17 protein-coding genes and 1 riboswitch are annotated in these 18886 nt (G+C 38.9%); of the genes, 15 read left to right on the top strand and 2 right to left on the bottom strand.

The window, feature by feature from the left end:
• The first annotated feature begins 305 nt into the window (after positions 1-305).
• From J2S74_RS19565 to J2S74_RS19610, 10 genes are all read left to right on the top strand, one after another.
• The gene (locus J2S74_RS19565; RefSeq protein ID WP_307328966.1) at positions 306-2252 is read left to right on the top strand and encodes an asparagine synthase-related protein; all 1947 of its coding nucleotides are present in this window, start codon (positions 306-308) and stop codon (positions 2250-2252) included.
• Between the two features lie 22 nt (positions 2253-2274).
• Positions 2275-2427, top strand: a complete 153-nt coding sequence (locus J2S74_RS19570; RefSeq protein ID WP_307328969.1) for a paeninodin family lasso peptide — start codon at positions 2275-2277, stop codon at positions 2425-2427.
• Positions 2428-2509: 82 nt separating this feature from the next.
• Entirely contained in the window at positions 2510-3445 is a 936-nt protein-coding gene (locus J2S74_RS19575) for an HPr kinase/phosphorylase (protein WP_307328972.1), read from the top strand.
• Positions 3442-3750, top strand: a complete 309-nt coding sequence (locus J2S74_RS19580; RefSeq protein WP_307328974.1) for a lasso peptide biosynthesis PqqD family chaperone — start codon at positions 3442-3444, stop codon at positions 3748-3750. Before J2S74_RS19575 ends, J2S74_RS19580 begins: the two co-directional genes overlap by 4 nt.
• 18 nt (positions 3751-3768) lie before the next feature.
• Positions 3769-4260, top strand: coding sequence for a lasso peptide biosynthesis B2 protein (locus tag J2S74_RS19585; protein ID WP_370876040.1), 492 nt, complete (start codon positions 3769-3771; stop codon positions 4258-4260).
• The gene (locus J2S74_RS19590) at positions 4238-5422 is read left to right on the top strand and encodes a nucleotidyltransferase domain-containing protein (RefSeq protein ID WP_307329191.1); all 1185 of its coding nucleotides are present in this window, start codon (positions 4238-4240) and stop codon (positions 5420-5422) included. The genes J2S74_RS19585 and J2S74_RS19590 overlap by 23 nt, the downstream gene beginning before the upstream one ends.
• Positions 5423-5435: 13 nt before the next feature.
• Positions 5436-7229 (top strand): ABC transporter ATP-binding protein, encoded by a 1794-nt coding sequence (locus J2S74_RS19595; RefSeq protein WP_370876041.1) that lies wholly within the window; start codon positions 5436-5438, stop codon positions 7227-7229.
• A gap of 61 nt (positions 7230-7290) precedes the next feature.
• Entirely contained in the window at positions 7291-8295 is a 1005-nt protein-coding gene (locus tag J2S74_RS19600) for a metallophosphoesterase (protein ID WP_307328980.1), read from the top strand.
• Positions 8296-8713: 418 nt separating this feature from the next.
• On the top strand, positions 8714-8983 hold the full coding sequence (locus J2S74_RS19605; RefSeq protein ID WP_307328982.1) for a YciI family protein: 270 nt from the start codon (positions 8714-8716) through the stop codon (positions 8981-8983).
• Positions 8984-9468: 485 nt separating this feature from the next.
• On the top strand, positions 9469-11235 hold the full coding sequence (locus tag J2S74_RS19610; protein ID WP_307328985.1) for a putative bifunctional diguanylate cyclase/phosphodiesterase: 1767 nt from the start codon (positions 9469-9471) through the stop codon (positions 11233-11235).
• Between the two features lie 266 nt (positions 11236-11501).
• Here J2S74_RS19610 and J2S74_RS19615 read toward each other — a convergent pair whose 3' ends face one another.
• Positions 11502-12764, bottom strand: a complete 1263-nt coding sequence (locus J2S74_RS19615; protein ID WP_307328988.1) for an MFS transporter — start codon at positions 12762-12764, stop codon at positions 11502-11504.
• 397 nt (positions 12765-13161) lie between these two features.
• Positions 13162-13419 carry a DUF1292 domain-containing protein gene (locus J2S74_RS19620; RefSeq protein WP_307328991.1) on the bottom strand — a complete coding sequence of 86 codons (258 nt, stop codon included), beginning with the start codon at positions 13417-13419 and terminating at the stop codon, positions 13162-13164.
• 271 nt (positions 13420-13690) lie between these two features.
• Between J2S74_RS19620 and J2S74_RS19625 the strand changes: the two genes are divergently transcribed.
• The 5 genes from J2S74_RS19625 (at position 13691) to J2S74_RS19645 (ending at position 18742) form a co-directional block, all read left to right on the top strand.
• Positions 13691-14665: an AEC family transporter gene (locus tag J2S74_RS19625; protein ID WP_307328993.1), complete on the top strand. Its 975-nt coding sequence runs from the start codon at positions 13691-13693 to the stop codon at positions 14663-14665.
• 388 nt (positions 14666-15053) lie between these two features.
• Complete coding sequence (locus tag J2S74_RS19630; protein ID WP_307328995.1) at positions 15054-15248, top strand: hypothetical protein; 195 nt, start codon at positions 15054-15056, stop codon at positions 15246-15248.
• A 131-nt stretch (positions 15249-15379) separates the two neighbouring features.
• On the top strand, positions 15380-15976 hold the full coding sequence (locus J2S74_RS19635) for a hypothetical protein (protein WP_307328998.1): 597 nt from the start codon (positions 15380-15382) through the stop codon (positions 15974-15976).
• Positions 15977-16676: 700 nt separating this feature from the next.
• Positions 16677-16782, top strand: a riboswitch (SAM riboswitch).
• Positions 16783-16930: 148 nt separating this feature from the next.
• A complete protein-coding gene (gene cysP, locus J2S74_RS19640) occupies positions 16931-18013 on the top strand; it encodes a sulfate permease (RefSeq protein WP_307329001.1) in 1083 nt (360 codons plus the stop codon).
• 3 nt (positions 18014-18016) lie between these two features.
• Positions 18017-18742, top strand: coding sequence for a phosphoadenylyl-sulfate reductase (locus J2S74_RS19645; RefSeq protein WP_307329004.1), 726 nt, complete (start codon positions 18017-18019; stop codon positions 18740-18742).
• Positions 18743-18886 lie beyond the last annotated feature (144 nt).

Genomic DNA, 18886 nt, shown 5'->3' on the forward strand with positions numbered 1-18886 from the left:
AATAAGAAATACTAAGGAATATGAAAACAAGTACTTAAGGAGAATGTTTATTAGCCCTTATACTACAGAAAAATATCGTATAAGGGCCTTAACATTTTCTAATGTAAGATCTAGATATGGAAGAAGATAATTAAAAATACAATTGACATATTTATATAAAGATGATAATTTAAATCTACAGTAATTCTTTATAACGAACAAACAGAATCTTTATGTAGTGGCGACTCTATCTGTTTTAGGAAGTGTATTTTTTTATTTAATTAATTCGTTATAAAGAATTGAACGGATTATTATTGGAGGTACTCATGAGTGCGATCGCTGGTCTTCTTCACTTAAATCAAGAACCCATACCACCTGAACAAATTCATAATTTGATGAAATGCTTTCTTCAATTTCCTGCTGATGATATTCGTACATGGGAAAATGAGAGCATTTTTCTTGGTTGCCATACCCAGTGGATTACACCTGAGTCGGTGGGGGAAGTGCTACCCTTTTATGATTATGAAAGACAATTGGCTATAACAGCTGATGCTATTATAGATAATCGTGATGAATTGTTTCAAAAGCTTCAAGTGGAACGAAAACTTAGGAAGGCAATCTCCGATAGTAAATTAATATTACTCGCTTATGCTAAATGGGGAGAAGAGTCACCTAAACATTTGATTGGAGATTTCGCCTTTATGATTTGGGACGAAAAAGAACGAAAGCTTTTTGGTGCTCGCGATTTTTCTGGGGCCCGTACCCTTTATTATCATAGTAATAATGAAAAATTTGCATTTTCAACGACACTTCAGCCATTTTTCCAACTTCCATATGTCCCAAAAGTATTAAATGAAAATTGGATAGCAGAATTTCTTGCTATACCAGCTATGTTTGAGGCTGTTGATATGACTTCTACAGTTTATCAAACTATAAATCAAGTTCCACCGGCACATTCTATTAAAGTTGTCCATGGGAAAGTAACCCTTTCACAATATTGTCAAGTCACCGCATCTAGTAAGATAAGGCTAAAAACAAATGCAGAGTACGAAGAAGCATTTCAAGAAGTTTTTGAACGGGCAGTAGAAGACCGAATTCGAACCTACGGTAAAGTTGGGTCACATCTAAGCGGAGGACTAGACTCAGGCACAGTAGTGAGCTTTACTGCTAAGGCTTTGCGTGAGAAAAATAAATGTTTGCATACATACAGCTATATTCCAGTAAAAGATTTCGTTGATTGGACCCCTGATCAATTTATTACAGATGAATCACCTTATATCAAAGAAACAGTCAATCATGTAGGGAATATAAAGGATCAATATTTAAGTTTTGAAGGAAAGTCCCCTTTAGATGAGGTTGATCATTTTCTAGATATGATGGAGATGCCTTATAAATTTTTTGAGAATTCCTTCTGGATTAATGGTATTTACGAGAAAGCCCATAATGACGGATTAAAAATCATATTAAACGGAGCAAGGGGGAACCATTCCATTTCACATGGGTCTTGGACATTAACATACAACTATTACGCAGAGCTGTTGAAAAAGTTGAAATGGATCCGTCTTTATAATGAACTAGACATCTATTGTAAAAGTTATCGCACAGGAAAAAAGGTAATGCTTCCTTTTGTTAGTAAAAGGGTGTTGGCCAGTTTACGCTGGAATACTAATGTTAAGGGTGATTATCATTTTACTTCTTTTATTAACCCAGACTTGGCCCGTCGTACAAATGTTATCGATAAGCTAAAAGCCTATGGAGTTGATGTTACTGGTCGAGGGGGAGAGGATCCAAGTGATTTTCGCAGGAAACATTTTAAGCAGCTTTATTCGTGGAATAAAAGTGGGACTGCTGGAACAAAGTTATCTTTGCGCTACTCCTTATGGGAGCGGGACCCTACCAACGATTTAAGAGTCATTCGCTTTTGCTTATCTATACCGGAAGAACAGTTTGCTTGTAGTGGTTTAGAAAGATCTCTCATTCGAAGGGCGACGAAAAATCTTCTTCCTGACAAAGTGAGATTAAATCAAAGGAGTCGTGGAATACAAGGTGCTGATGTGATCCACCGAATGTCATCTAACTGGAGCAGTTTTATAAGTGATCTAGAACAGCTTCCATCTAATGTGATTCTTGCAGACCTATTAAATATGGAAGTTATCAAGAATGCTATTTCAAATTTCAAAAATGGTCCAAGACAGGAATTACTATTTGATGATGATTTTAAAATTTTATCAAGAAGTTTAATACTAAGCAGGTTTTTAAAGAAGTTCAGTTAGAAAGAGAGGGGGTGATAACTTTATGAAGCAGTGGAAAATGCCTGTGTTAGAAGTTTTAGATGTTAATAAGACGTTCGGTGGTCCTGGAAATGCAACTGTGGATATTTATTGTACTAATAATCAAGATTTCGAGACGCATGATGGAAAGTCTAATAAAAGTAACATATGTTCCTAGTTTAGTTAGTTTTATGTACTTAATTAAGTATTAGAGCCCTTATACGAAAGTATAAGGGCTTTACAGAAATAAGGGGGATAACATGCTAAATAAACCTATAAATAAACAAATGTATACTGCTTTTGGTTTAAATGTTTTATCTGAAATCCCTCTCCCAGAATTGTCCATAAACAGCTTAGGAGGACAACACGTTGATGTTGTGATTCATTATGCTGATTTAAAAAAGGAATGGAATAGTATGGCTGATGGAAATATTTATTTTATAGTAAAACCGGATCTAGTCATGTTTCAAATTCCTAATCTAGCTATTTTTAAAGTGGAACATGGCAAAAATATTTCTTTTTCACCCACAAGTAAAGTGGATGAAGACCATATCCGTCTATACTTACTTGGGACCTGTATGGGTGCCATATTAATGCAACGAAAAATTCTACCATTACATGGGAGTGCCATTGCTATTGATGGAAAAGCCTATGCTATAGTTGGTGATTCTGGAGCTGGGAAATCCACCACAGCATCTGCATTGCTTGCCCGGGGGTATCAGCTCATAAGTGATGATGTTATTCCTGTTTCGTTAAATGAAGGAAAGGTACCAATGGTCACACCCGCATATCCGCAGCAGAAACTGTGGCAAGAAAGTATAGATGAGTTCGGAATGGAGTCTAGAAACTATCGTCCAATTATTGATAGGGAAACGAAATTTGCCATTCCAGTACTTGCTCAATTCTCAAAGGAAACGCTTCCTTTGGCTGGTGTATTTGAATTAGTTAAAACAGAGGATGAAAAAGTATCCATAAAGCCTATCGAGAAGCTTGAGCGGTTCCATACGTTGTTTTATCACACGTACCGTAACTTTTTCCTTAAACCAGCCGGGTTAATGGAATGGCATTTTCAAACATGTGCGGCAATGGTTAATCATTTAGAGATTTTTCAGTTACAAAGACCGAAATCCAGGTTTACAGCTAACGATTTAACAGGGCTTATTCTTTCAACTATTAAAAGGGAGGTTAATGTATGATTGAAAGTCAAACTATTTCGATAAATTTAATTGTTACTCAAAGAGAAGGCAATATTGTAAGTGATATGGATGGAGAAAAAGTAATGTTAAGTATTAGTAATGGAAAGTATTACAATTTAGGAGATATTGGTGGAGCAATCTGGGATTTCATAGTAGAGCCTATTTCTATTTATCAATTAGTATCTCAATTAGTTTCTGAATACGATGTGGAGTTTAAAGAATGTGAGCAGCAAGTAATAGATTTTCTTACTCATTTAAAAAATGAGGGGTTAATAGAGCTAAAGTCAGAAGATGGAATGAAATAAATCGAAGGGAATAGGGGTATGTTTAGAAAAATAAGGGCTTTTTTTCAAATGGATTGGAATATGAAATGGTTACTCCTAGAAGCATATTTCTATTTAGGATGGGCTCGTATTCTCAAAAAAATGCCCTTTTCCAAAATAGCGCCGTCATTAGGGGATCACATGGGAGAAACAACGTACGAAGCTAATTCAAAGGATAAACCTGTTCTATATAGTGTATCCCAAGCGATTCACATAATGAGTAGATATACTCTTTGGGAAAGTCAGTGTTTAGTAAAAGCAATAGCTGCAATGAAAATGCTAGAAAAACGCAAGGTCGAAACCACCCTTTATTTAGGTACAGGTAAAGACGATCAAGGAGCTTTCGTAGCACATGCTTGGTTACGCAGTGGCCCCTATTATGTTACAGGATTTGAAGGTATGGAAAAGTTTACCGTTGTCAGTAAGTTTGCAAAAAAGACCAAACAGTATAAGGTCGAAGGAGATAATTATTGTGAACAATCTCAGTCTTAACTTAGAATCTGTGCCAAAGGAATTATTATTCATTTTAGACCTAGTAAAAGATACAGAAAACGGTTCTATGAGTATCCAAAAGGAAAGGATAGACGAAATTAATTGGGATTTATTTATTGAATTATCGATGCACCACCGTCTTTATCCTATCCTTCATTCAAAACTTAAACAATTAGGTGAAATGGTTCCTTCCTATGTTAGGAAACCTTTATATAACTTGTATCAGCGCAATACATTTCAAATGCTTCATTTAACTGCTGAAATGGAGAATGTGAATAAGCAATTCGATGGGAAGGAAATACCTATTCTTTTTTTAAAGGGTCCAATGTTAGCTCAGGAGCTTTATGGTGAACTTTCCATGAGAACATGTAGTGATATAGATTTCCTTATCCCTATTCAAGACCTCGAAAAAGCAGAATGTCTTTTGGAAGAACTGGGCTATGAGAAGGATGATTATATCAAAACGATATTAAATGATTGGCGTTGGAGACACCATCATGTAACGTACTTTCATCCACAGAAGGGGCTAAAATTAGAGATTCATTGGAGACTACACCCAGGTCCTGGAAAAGAGCCTGTTTTTGAAGAGTTATGGGAGAGAAAAGCTGTTAGTAATCTAACAAAAACACCGATTTTTTTTCTAGGAAAAGAGGACTTATTTATATTTCTTACCGCTCATGGGGCCCGTCATGGTTGGTCCAGGCTTCGTTGGTTAGTAGATATTCATCAACTATTACAGCAACCTATTGATTGGAGAAAAGTACTTTTTTTATCAAGAAAGTATCATTGTCGGGAAGCTTTAATCCAGTCCATTGTACTATCGAAAGAGCTATTGAATAGCAAGCTAAGTGATCAACTACAGACGATTTTATTGGGGACACAGCCTAAAAAATTGGCACAACGAGCCATTTACTATTTGGAGAATATGGTGAATTTACACACAGACCCAGTTCCTCAAGAGGTTTCAAGGTATCACGAGCGTTATTTATTTTCCTTAATGCCAATAAAACAAAAAATTATTTTTATGCTGAGCTTTTTGTTTCCTTACCCAGAAGACGCTGAAACACTACCATTACCAAAAAAGCTTCATTTCCTGTACTTTCCTTTGCGCCCGTTCTTATGGGGATGGAGGAAGACTCGGAGGAAGCATGCATTACCCTAGGAGGATATGACCAATGTTGAAACCTGTCTTTTATTTTGTCAAACAAATCCATGGTTATGCTGGAAAGACGCTTTATATTAATCTCCTAGCCATGACTTTCATCAGTTTACTAGATGGAATAGCTATTTTAATGTTAATCCCTATGATAAGTATGACGGGGATCGTCAACATTGATGTTGGAGGTACTCCAGTAGAAGGTATTTTTGTATTTCTACAAGAAATTCCTCCTTCTATAGGTTTACCGGTGATTTTAGCTATCTTTGTTTTAATAAGTATCACCCAGAATTTACTGCAGCGACATATTACGATTCGTGAAACGAAGATACAGCATGGTTTTTTACGGTACTTACGTATGAATACGTATAATTCCCTATTGCATGCCAATTGGAGGTTCTTTATAAAAAATCGTAAGACTGATTTAGTCAATATACTAACAGCAGAAATTGCACGTGCTGGTGCAGGAACGCATTCCTTTTTACAATTTATTGCCTCCCTTGTGTTTACTGTAATTCAAATTGGGATTGCCTTTTGGCTTTCACCTACCATTACTATTTTTGTTCTATTAAGTGGATTAATTCTTATTTTCTTTAATAGGAAGTTTTTGAAAAGGTCGTTGGCCCTTGGTCAACAAAATTATGAGTTAGGTAGACAGTACCTTGGGGGAATTACGGACCAAATTAATGGAATGAAAGATATAAAAAGTAATACATTAGAAAATTCCCGGATGAATTGGTATCAGGGTATTACAAAAAGGATTGAAAAGGAACAAATTAATTACACAAAGCTAAAAACAACATCCCAGTTGTATTATAAAGTGGCTTCCGCTATTTTGATTGCGGCATTTATTTATATTGGAATTAATCTATTCCATGCACAAGGTGCTCAATTAATGCTGATTATTCTTATTTTTTCACGGTTATGGCCAAGGGTGGCGGGGATTCAGGGCTCCTTAGAGCAAATTGCTTCCATGCTACCAGCTTTTAAAGCAGTGATTGCTATTCAAGAAGAGTGTAAGGCAGCTAAAGAGTTTGATGTTACAGAGGACGAAAAAGTAAAAGCACTTACTGTTCAAAAAAGCATAGAATGTGAAAATGTCTATTTCCGGTATAATGAATCCTCTTATGCATTAAAGGATATCAATATCAGCATTTCGGCAAACCAAATGACTGCAGTCGTTGGTCGATCTGGTGCAGGAAAAAGTACACTTATTGATATGCTTATGGGTTTAAACAAGCCTGAAAAAGGTAATGTTTTAATTGACGGTATCCAATTAACAAAGGGTAACTTAATCTCCTTACGTCGTGCCATCAGTTATGTACCGCAGGATCCTTTTGTTTTTAATGAAAGTATTAAAGACAATTTGCGACTAGTTGTTCCAAATGCTACGGAAGAGGAAATGTGGGAAGCCTTGGAGTTCTCCTCTGCAGCAGAGTTTGTAAGTAAGCTACCTGAAGGACTTGATTCTGTAATAGGTGACAGAGGTATAAAGCTTTCCGGTGGAGAACGACAACGACTTGTCCTTGCACGAGCCATTTTGAGGAAACCATCTATTCTAATTTTGGATGAAGCAACTAGTTCTTTAGATACGGAGAATGAGGCGAAGATCCAAGAGGCAATCGAACGATTGAAAGGAAAGATGACAATAATCGTTATTGCCCATCGTTTATCTACCATACGTAACGCAGATCAAGTAATAGTTTTAAATGAAGGGAAAGTTATCCAAAAAGGTGGATTTAAACAGCTCGCTGCAGAGAAAAGAAGTGTGTTCAGCCATTTACTACAAAATCAGATGGAGGCAACTCCTTGAGAACACTCACACTTCTGTGAGTGTTTTTCCAAAGTTTTAGTAAGTGATTGGAGGATACCGATTGAAAAAAATAGGGGGTAAGGGGTTGATCCTTACAGGAGTAGTATTCATAATTATTTGTCTAGTTCTATATACCATCTGGGATAATAACCGAATAGTTGTCGTAAAGCAGGATATTATGATCAACAACCTCCCTGAAGAGTTAGAAGGCTTTAAAATCCTCCAAGTAACAGACCTCCATGAAAGGGAGTTTGGAACAAACCAATCTCGCCTTGTGAACCTCATCAATTCTATTTCCTACGATGCTATCGTTTTTACAGGGGATATGCTAGACAGTACGGAAAGCACAAATTATAAAAGTTTTTACAAGCTCATAGAAGGGCTGGAGAACAAAGATCATGCGTTATATGTCCCGGGAAACGCTGACCCAAGGAGCTATATTTTAGACCGAAATATTCCTTATGAAAAACATGAGTTTGATATTGGTATGGAAGCCCGTGGTGTAAAGGTACTAGAGTCCATTCATTCCATCACTAGGGGCGCATCTAGTCTTCATTTTGTTAACTTTGACATGTCTACCCTTCATATAGAGGAGAACAAGAAGGCAATCGAGAGAATGGGAGAGGTATCCAATGGGAACTATCGGAATTATCTTGAGCATCAATATAGTCTATTAGAGGAATTGCAACCCCTTGATACACTGGGGGAGAAGGATATCCTCATTGCCTTAAATCACTATCCCATTGTAGATGGTCGTATCGATATACTGCGAAATGATCCGAGCCCAAAAACGACCTTCCGTGATTATGATTTAATGATGGCCGGTCATTACCACGGGGGACAAATTCGGTTTCCATTTGTTGGAGCCCTCTTTGTTCCAGAGCCTTATTATAAGTGGAATGGGATTTTCCCCCCTCAAGATAGAGTAAAGGGTCTATGGGAATATGACGGAATTCAGCAATATGTAAGTGCAGGTTTAGGAAGTAGCGATGCCATCTCCTTTTTGCAATTCCGCTTCCTTAACCCACCAGAAATAAATGTATTGACCCTCACCCGCAGGGAGTAAAGCCCCCCATGTCGAATATATCCTTATGAGAAGGCTCTATTAAAGGACAGTGTTGATTTTTCAACAAAACAGTTTAGCAGAGACAGCCATGGAAAATGTAGATACCCACCATGGAGAATGAAAATTTATCTGCTGGAGTGGCCCGTAGCGAATGACATCGGATTCATATTATTCACGGTAGAACTCCATGCAAGTAGAAATTTGCAACATGGAGAATGAAAATATAAGTTTTTATTTCAGTTGGTGTGAGCGGAAGCCCACGAGACTCCTGCGGGAACAGCGAGCCAGGCAAGACCCCACAGGGCGTTAGCCCGAGGAGGCTTGCGGTTCGCCCGCGGAAAGGGAGTGGGCTGCAGCGAATACCAACACAGTATTTGTATTTTTAGAATAGGCTATGAAAAATGAAGGGGGAATTTAAATGAAATACTACGCAGCATTTTTACCAATGCTTGATGAAGAAAAAAGTCAACAACACCGTCAAGAACATTTAGATTACTTGGACAAGATGAGTAGTGAAGGAAGAATTTTTGCCAATGGAAGGTTTCCAGACGGAGCAGGTGGCCTGGTCATTTATAAGGGAGAGAGCCTAGAGCAAGTAGAGGGTTATGTAAAAGAGGACCCATATGTAATCCACGGTGCAAGAAGCTACAAGATACATGAATGGGATATGATTGTTCGGCAGCTTTAATTGAAACAAACGTAAAAGCTTTTTCTGCAAAAATCGATAGAGTTTGGTGAAATTATTGTCAATTTTTCATTTGTTTAGTAGGAAAAATAAGATGAATAGTGACTTTGGCAAGCCCTTTTCTCCTGTATAATAATGGTGAGGTAACTAGGTTAGGGAGGGGATTTCACTGCCATACTATTTTTTAAAATCAATTTGGACACCGTTAGAGCTATTTGGCATTAAACTATTTAAGGACGAACAGGGAAGGTACTACTTTAAGCAAGGGTACCATCCTATTAAAAAGCTAAATAAGAAAAGTGTGTAAAAGACTTTAGGATAATCAACCCTAAAGTCTTTTTAATTCCATTATTTTATCCTTCAATAATCATATAAATTTAAACTTACTTCTGCCTTTTTTAACGAAAATGTATTAAAATGTAGAAACAAGAGGGATTTTGTTGTAGGTAATAGGTAACATATCCACATTTTCCAGGGGGGGGTTGTTGATGGGAGAGCAAAAGGATATAGAATGGAAACATTTGCAGGACCGGATACGACAACTGGAGGACCGGGAAAAGGAGCTAAGTAACAAGTTACGTGCAAAAGAAGCATTATATGAAAAAATATTAGATTCTTTACCAATCAATATTTTTTTAGAGGATAGGGCTGGGCGAACCGTATTTGTCAATCAACAAACCTGCCTTATGAATAATCAAACGAAGGAAGAACTTATAGGGAAGACCGTATTTGATTTTTTCCCCGATTATATTGCGAAATATACGAGGAAACGTGATCTAGAGGTATGGGATAGACAGGAACTTATTACCAAGGAGGAGCCTGCCGGTTTTCAGGGGAAGAAAACCTATATGTATTGTGGGAAAACGATCATTAAATCGGATGATGACATAGAAGAGGACTACCTCCTGGGTTTCTCCTTAGATATAACCGAAAGGAAGCAAGCGGAGGAAAGGGTTAAACATATGGCGTATCACGATGCCTTAACGGGACTGCCGAACCGTTGGTATATTAATTCTTTTCTGGAAGAGTCAATTTCTAACATTGACATGGGAGAGAGTTTCGGAGTTTTCCTGTTAGATTTAGATCATTTTAAGGTGATCAATGACAGCTTAGGTCATCAAGCAGGGGATGACTTGCTAAAACAAGTTGCTGAACGTTTGCAACGTGTCTGCGATCCGGACAGGATTCTTGTCCGGTTAGGTGGGGATGAGTTTGTAATTCTTGTACCTAATGTAAGCATTGTGGAAGAGCTGTCTGCCATTAGCGAGTACATTTTGCGGGTAATGGAGGAGCCTTTCCTTCTTGAGGGGCAGCAGTTTAATATTACCACCAGTATTGGGGTCAGTTTATACCCAGACCATGGAAAGAACATTCATACATTAATTAAAAACGCAGATATTGCCATGTACCATTCCAAGGACGATGGAAGAAATGGCTACGAAATCTTTAAATTTGAGATGAAAAAATCCGCCGAAAAGCGTTTAGGAATGGAGCTGCTTCTGAGGAAGGCTGTTTTTAATGATGAATTAGTTCTCCATTATCAACCGAAAGTTGGTGGGGACACTGGAAGACCTGTTGGCATGGAAGCACTCATTCGATGGAAACGAAAGGACCTAGGTTTAATTAGTCCTGCTGAGTTTATTCAAGTAGCGGAAGAAACAGGGATCATTGTGGAAATTGGAGAATGGGTGTTGAGGGAAGCTTGCACCCAATGTAAGAAGTGGCACGATGAGGGAATGCCCCTCATCAGCATCTCCGTTAACATCTCTGCCGTTCAATTTTACAAACAGAAGTTGGAAAAGACGATTGAGGAAATACTAAGGGAAACAGGACTAGAAGCCCAATTTTTGGAGTTAGAGCTAACTGAGAGTATTTTAATGAAACAACCGGAAGAGGCAGCGGAAACCCTCCGGAACTTAAAGGCACTCGGTGTAAAAATTTCTATTGATGATTTTGGAAAGGGGTTCTCCTCCTTAAGCTATTTAAAGCATTTCCCAATCGATACCATAAAAATAGATAAATCCTTCATCTTTGATTGTGATATAGATAAGGCCAATCAAGCTATCATCCTGGCTGTTATTACATTAGCACATAATCTTGAATTGAACGTGGTGGCAGAAGGAGTGGAAGAAGCGCCCCAATTAATGTACCTCCAATCTCTACAGTGCGACATCGTCCAAGGATACTACTTTAGTCGTCCTTTGGAAAAAAAGAAGGCCGGCGAATATCTCCAGCAGTATTTCTTGCAGAAATAGGGAGAAGTGAAAATAGTCCTCACCATTTGGTGAGGACTATTTTTAATTGGAGGGGATAATCTATCGATTGGAGGTGATAATCTATCGATTGAAGGGGATAATCTATCGAATTGCGGTAATAATCTATCGAACTAGAATAATTATTATCTGCAAACACCGATACTACCTTCAATTTCCTTTTATAGCATGTCGAATACGGAAAAACTCCTTAAGATATTACGTCTTAAGGAGTTTTTTCGTATACATCTATGGATAGGCTACCATTATTATGATTCATTTATTTCCTTCAACCGTTGATCTGATGGGAGGAACATGGTTAGAATTCCGATTAACGGTAGGGCTACGGCAAACAAGATAGTGCTTGTGAGACCGAATAGGTCAATGAACCAGCCAAGGGCAATGGATCCCACTGCACCCATTCCGAATGCTAACCCAATAATTAATCCGGAGACGGTACCGATTTTTCCAGGTACGAGCTCTTGAGCATACACAACAGTAACGGAAAAGCTAGATAGAATAATAAATCCGATAATTCCTAATAAAACATACGAGAGTGCTGGACCTGCGTGGGGCAGAATTAACGCCAATGGCGCTGAACCGACCATGGAAAGCATGATCATGTTCCGTTTTCCAAAGCGGTCCGCCAATGGTCCGCCTGCAAAGGTTCCGATGGCTCCTGTACCTAAGAAGATAAAAATATACACTTGTGCTTGTGCGATAGATAAGTTAAATTGATCGATTAAGTAAAAAGCATAATAGTTGGTAATTCCAGCATGGAACCATGATCGGGCAAAAACTAAGAAAATCAATAAGCTAATGGCGAATAAAACAATTTTGCGTTTCCCGCCAGATTGCTCCTTTGCGCTCGTTTCCACAGTCGCGGGCTTTTTCACTTTTTTCACAGGTAATGGCCTATTTTTTACCTGGTCGGAATACCATCTTGCTATGTACATCAATAATGCAACAGCAAGGGCGGCGACAATGGCAAACCAGATGGCACCGAATTGTCCCAATGGTACAAGGATGAGGGCTGTGATAAGTGGAGCTAAGGCTTGACCGGTATTTCCCCCAACCTGAAAGATGGACTGGGCTAATCCACGTCTGCTTCCTGCAGCCATATAGGCAACCCGTGACCCCTCTGGGTGGAAGGTGGCAGAGCCTAATCCTACAAAGATTACCGATAGAATAAGAAACCAAAAAGATGGGGCAAAGGCAAGACCGATGACTCCCACAAAGGTAAAGCAGAGCCCAATAGGCAGGGCGTATGGAGAGGGTTTCTTATCGGTGTATAAACCGACGACCGGCTGTATAATTGATGCCGTTAAATTTAACGCAAATGCAATTAATCCAAGCTGGGTAAAGGTAAGTCCCATGGATTGTTGCAGCACTGGGAACATGGCCGGAATAACCGCTTGGATAGAATCGTTTAATAGATGTACAAATCCGATGATAACAAGAATTTTATACATCGTTTTTTGTTCAGGCGAACTGGCAGATACTGAGGTTACTTGTTTTTGAGCTCCTTGCATAAGTCTTCATTCTCCCTTTCTTTTACCAGTTTAATCGTACCTCAAAACCGGCAAAGGGAAAAGAATTTAGTTCTGGAAAAAGAAAGGATAATCTTAATTTCGGAAACTTTTTAAAAGGCTTGGAAAAGCGGAAGACGGCGACTCCAGCGACGAGCATCGCTTCTTGAATTTGCTACAAGTTGACTCGACGGGTGGACCTACGAAGCAAGGCTTGTAATGGAAGAGACAGGTATAACGGCTGACGACCCTGAGGCTGGGTTTCCCGAAGAGGCTGAAGTGCTGCCCGCGGAAAGCGACCATCTGTAGCTTTTCCAAGCCATATATATTTCTTTAAAACAACAAGCTTTTAGAAAACGGCATTTTATTAACATTATAGAAGGAAAGTTATTATTAGAACTTAATGTTTTATTCTATCATCATCCATGTCTTCATCAATGGCGATATTGTAAGCATCCATTAAGTTTTCTACTTCCTCTTCCGTAGCGGAAACGAGCACTTGCTCTCCGTCCTCTTCCTCAATGCGCATGACTAATGTGTCATCGCCGGAGGAAATCATAGCATAGGAATGATTCCCCATATCAAACATAGCTTCTACCTCAAAAATCTTTTCGTTCCCATCCTCATCGTGAATGGTTATATATTCTTTATCAGACACATACAACACTCTCCTTTTGCAAAGATTACCTCTATAAATTACCCGGATAGGAACCATTTCATCCATGGTAAAGTAGCCTTTAACTTTTTTGATATCCAGTTGTTAGAGTGATTTACTACTAATGTGCACATTGGTGCCACCCGATTTCTTTTTTTAGCAGCTCGCTCACTTATTCATTCCTCCCTAGCATTAACAGATCCTCGTCAAAGGTGTATACTATACACTATCTCAAAAAAATTAGATCCCATAGATTTGAGGAGTCCGTATTATGATGGGTAATTTTATATTTGCATTAACGATAATTGTGATTGGTCTTTTATTTGGTAGAGGCTTACGGGTTCTACTGGATAAAGGAACCATTCCTTCGCCTAAGAAAATGCATCAAATTTTAAAAGGCTGTACAATGGCCGCATTACTTGGTGTTAACCCTTTAATCATTTTAGGGGCATTTTGGTACGTACAATTGGATGATATAAGGCTCACCCTCATTCCTATATTAGGGGGATTGACCCTAATTTTAGGGGGAGCATTTGCACTATGGGCCGCCAAGCTTTATAAGCTGAATCGCGGTCAAACTGGTTCCATGTTTGCCTCCGGAACCTTCACAAACTTAGGAAGCTTCGGGGCCCTCTTTTGTTTTGTATTTTTAGGAGAGGAAAGCTTAGTCTTTGTGGCCATGTTCCGCCTTTTTGAAGACTTGCTATATTATACAGTGGCCTTTCCAATCGCACAGTCCTACGGGGAAAAAAAGGAGCCAGTAAAGCCACAATCTCGTTTTAAAAAAATCATTACGAACCCTTTCATTATGATCACCTTCTCATGCATTTTGATCGGCGGACTATTAAATTTGTCCGCATGGGAAAGACCTGCCGTTTATGGAGATTTAAACAGCCTGTTAGTCCCGCTATTTACCATTTTGTTAGTAGTGCCAACTGGTTTCAACATGCGAATTACCGCAGTTAAAGGCTTTTTGAAGGAAAGCTTCACCATATCCGCTATAAAGTTTGTTGTTGTCCCAGTTATTATTGTTTTGCTTGCTGTCCTTTTCAACTTACACGAGATTCACGACGGAATGGTGTTGAAGGTACTCATTTTGTTAGCTGCAATGCCACCTGGATTCACATCCCTAGTTCCACCGCAACTATTCAAGCTAGACATGGACCTAGCCAACTCCAGCTGGCTCATCAACACAGTCATGCTAATTTTCGTTCTGCCGATCCTATATTTTATCGTTGTCTATTTATAAATAAAGAACGTTGCATTAAAATGCTTATCTCTCCCGGATTATTTGGCGGGAAAGGAAGGCAATCGCGACAAGTTGAAGAGGAAGTTGAGTTGAAGTGTCGCGAAAGGATTGGTATCGCGACAAGTTGGAAGGAAGAAAAGGCCGAAGTGTTGGAAAAACGCTTCTATCGCGACATGAGAAGTTAGAAACTAAAATGATTTGTTACATAGTGACCAAAAGTTTCCATTCATTTTTAAAGCTAAATAGTCAGTTAATTCCGTACTTAATGTTAGTATAGTAATTATCAAAAAATAAAAAATATTAAAGTTTAGAGTTTCAGGATAAAGGGAAAAAATATCTAAAATTAAAGGAGGCAGGGTCACGAAATTAATATTGTGGCAATTACTTTATGACTTCATCAACCACTGTACTTATTTTTATAAAATACATCCTTAGTTTTTTTGTTGGTTTCTCTGTTTTCTATTATGTAGAGTCCATTATTCTAGCAATTCTTCTAGCAGGAATTGTCTTTACGTTTTTTAAAGGTGTTCGCGCATCGTTGCACCATAAGGAAATTATGAAAGATCACAAATTAGAAAGATAACAACCATCATCCTCTGCTAGATTTTAGAAAAATAATTCTTTTTTGCTAGAAAAATTCTAGAATTCATGTATAAAACAGGCTCTATCAGACTATAATTCTAACAAACGTAATTTGAGAGGAGCTATTTTTACATGGCAAAAGAGAGAAAAGATACGTGGACAGAAGAACAGGATGACCTATTAGCGAAAATAGTATTGGAGCACTTAACAAGTGGAAGCACCCAAACGAAAGCGTTTGAGGAGGCTGCGGAAAAGTTAAATAGGACCACGGCAGCGTGTGGTTTCCGTTGGAACGCTTCATTGCGTCAGGAGTATAAAGAGGAAATTAAGCAAGCGAAGGCAGAAAAGGTTAGCAAAAGTAAATTTGCTAATAAGAAGACTTCAGAGCCAGTGTTAAAGGAAGTTAAGTCAGCTGCTCCTTCTAAGACAGAGTCTAAAAAGGACACTTCTAAACAGCAGGCTAAATCAGTAACTGCTTCTGGACCTTCAGCCTTACCGTCTGTATCAGAGGTTGAGGAAATTAAAGTAAAACACTTATTGGCAGTGCTAGAATCCTTTGATAAGGAGCTTTCCATCGCTGATATTGAAAAAATGAAAAGGGAAAAGGACGCGCTCTTAAAGGAGAATCAAGAGTTGAAGGAAGAAATTCGTTCTGTTTACCTCATATTAGACCGCCTGAGAAGGTCAGCGAATATTGAGGTAAATATGGAACAAAGGGAAGCTAACTAAGTTTACCAAACATTTAGGTTATCAGGGCAGCTAAGCAAAGCTGCTCTTTTTTATATTTATTAACAAATCTACTAATATAAAAAAACTTTCATTTCCGTGTATATTATTTAAGGACCTTGGCGAGAATGCTAGTATACTCCCCCATTGAAATAAATAAATTTGCGGTTAAGCAAGGAACGAAAGCTTGCTAATGCCGCGGAATGTCTCCAAGTTTTCTTGGAGGCTTTTTCTTTTTGTTGAAAAAATAAGGCTGTGATCGCTGGAATAAGTTTATCAGTGAGGGAGTATGAGTTTAAGGAATAGTAGTTTGATAGGATAATAAGAAATGTAATCTGATGGGTTGATGGTTTGTATTAATACACCTATTTTTTTACTGCAATTTCTCTTTCATTCGTTGGATTTCCATATCGTGTTTGCTTGATATATTTCTCAAATAATCAATATCAAAGTTTAAAGGATATACCTTTTTATTAATAGTGTTTAAAAGAGCTAGCACATCATTTTCATTATATGACAAACTTATATCCCTATCAATACGAACTGGTGATATATTAGAACGAATGTTCCTTGATAGGGCAGGGGTTCATAATTTTTTCACATAAAATTATCAAAAAAATTCAAAAAGTTAGTTGACTTTTACATTTTAAGGCTGTAAAGTGTAAATTAACATTTACAAAAATGGAAAATTTAATCATATGAACTCTTATCAAGAGAGGCTGAGGGATCTGGCCCTATGACGTCTCGGCAACCGTTGATTTTTATCAATAGGTGCCAATTCCAGCAGAATGCATTCTGAGAGATAAGGGGTTCGGCATACGATCAATCATTAATCAAACTTGTCGGCCTCTTAGTGAGAGGTTAATAGGTTTGATTTTTTATTTTGTATAATTCTTAGTAAGTTGATAGGAATTAGTAGTTTTATAAGAATAGTACATAAAAAGGTGGATGAGGGAAATGGTGTTAACGATATTTGCAATTGCGATTGCCTTGTTTTTTGCCATGAATATTGGAGCGAGCGGTGCTGCTGCCACGATGGGTGCCGCATACGGAGCAGGAGCCGTAGTAAGACAGAGGGTGGCCCTTCTCATTGTGGGGGTGGGGGCATTTCTTGGGGCCGTCATTGGAAGTGGGAACGTAGTAAAAACCGTTGGGCAAGGGATCATTCCGCAAAATGTTTTGTCCGTGGAAACGGTGCTGATCATTTTGATAGCGGCAACGTCCACCTTATTTATTGCCAACATTATTGGCATTCCCCTTTCCACCAGTGAGGTAACCATTGGTTCCATTGTTGGGGTGGGGATCGCCTTTCAAGCGTTGTATATCAACCAGGTTCTGTATATTGTTTCCTTTTGGATACTCGTTCCTGCTGTTGCCTTCATCATGGCATTTTTTCTCCAAAAGCTCATAAAGGTCCTGGAGAAGAGATGGCCTGAGTTGAAGGGAGAGGGGAAGTGGAAAAAGCCATTAGCCCTTATCTTAATCTTTGTAGGATTTGTGGAAGCCTTCTCTGCGGGAATGAACAATGTAGCCAATGCCGTCGGTCCCCTCATTGGAGCCGGGATTCTTGAAGAAAGCCTAGGAATTTGGCTCGGGGCCTTATTCGTGGCCCTAGGTGCCCTTTTGCTAGGAGGACGGGTGCTAGAAACGAATGGGAAAAAAATTACGAAACTATCCCTAACACAAGGAATTGCTGTATCTGGGACTGGGGGATCCCTCGTGATCGTCGCTTCCATTCTTGGAATTCCTGTCCCCCTAACCCAGGCAACCACTTCGGCTATTGTGGGAATAGGTACAGCGGAGAACGGCTTCCGACTATGGCAAAAAACAGTAATTAAGAAGATCATTAAGGTTTGGATTGTTTCACCGGTCATTTCACTGGTCATGTCTTTTAGTCTTATTCATGTGCTATTGTTGCCAAACCCATACATTATGGTTGTTGTAATCAGCATGTTTGTTGCCACATTCGGCTCCATCAGCCTGTATGGATCTATAAAAGAAGAGAAAGCTTCTATTCACGATCAAGGAGGAGGAATTTAGACCATGACATTTGCTTCAAAAAAGCCCTATTATGATCAGTTAACGGAGGAGGATTACGCCCAACTCAATGAGAAATTGGGAAAAACCGATACCCTCGGAGTTATTAAATGGGCCTATGAAACCTATGGGGACGAACTAGTCTACGCCTGCAGCTTCGGTGCTGAAGGGATCGTTCTCATTGATTTAATCAGTAAGGTGAAAAGGGACGCGAACATTGTTTTTCTCGATACCCATCTTCACTTTCAAGAAACGTACGACCTCATTGAAAAAGTAAAGGCAAAATACCCAGATCTGCAAATTCACCTTGCCGAACCGGAAATTTCCTTAGAGGCACAAAGGGAGGAGTACGGGGAGAAATTGTGGGAGCGGGACCCTGACTTGTGCTGTAAGCTCCGAAAGAATCAACCATTAAAAAAGGCTTTGTTTGGAAAAAAAGCATGGGTTTCCGGCTTAAGAAGGGAACAGTCCCCAACAAGGGCCAACACGCAGTTTGTAAATAAGGATCATAAGTTTCAAGCGATTAAAATTTGTCCATTGATTCATTGGACGTGGGACGAAGTATGGCAGTACATTAAACTGTTCCAGCTTCCTTACAATGTGTTGCACGACCAATCCTACCCAAGTATCGGCTGCAGCAAGTGTACCTTCCCAGTTGCCGAAGGAGAGGATTTACGATCAGGCAGATGGACCGGCCTGCAAAAAACAGAATGCGGCCTCCACACAAAGTAACCAAACATCATAGGTTATGAGAGTCGTCATAGAGCCCAAATAGGTAAAGAGTTGAAGCAAAAGGTAACGATGAAGCTGTCATGGCGACCGAAATAGAAAGAATTCGAATAGAAAGGTAACTTTCAAAAACTATCAAAAAAAGGA

This window comes from Evansella vedderi (assembly GCF_030813435.1).
Taxonomy (GTDB): domain Bacteria; phylum Bacillota; class Bacilli; order Bacillales; family Salisediminibacteriaceae; genus Evansella; species Evansella vedderi.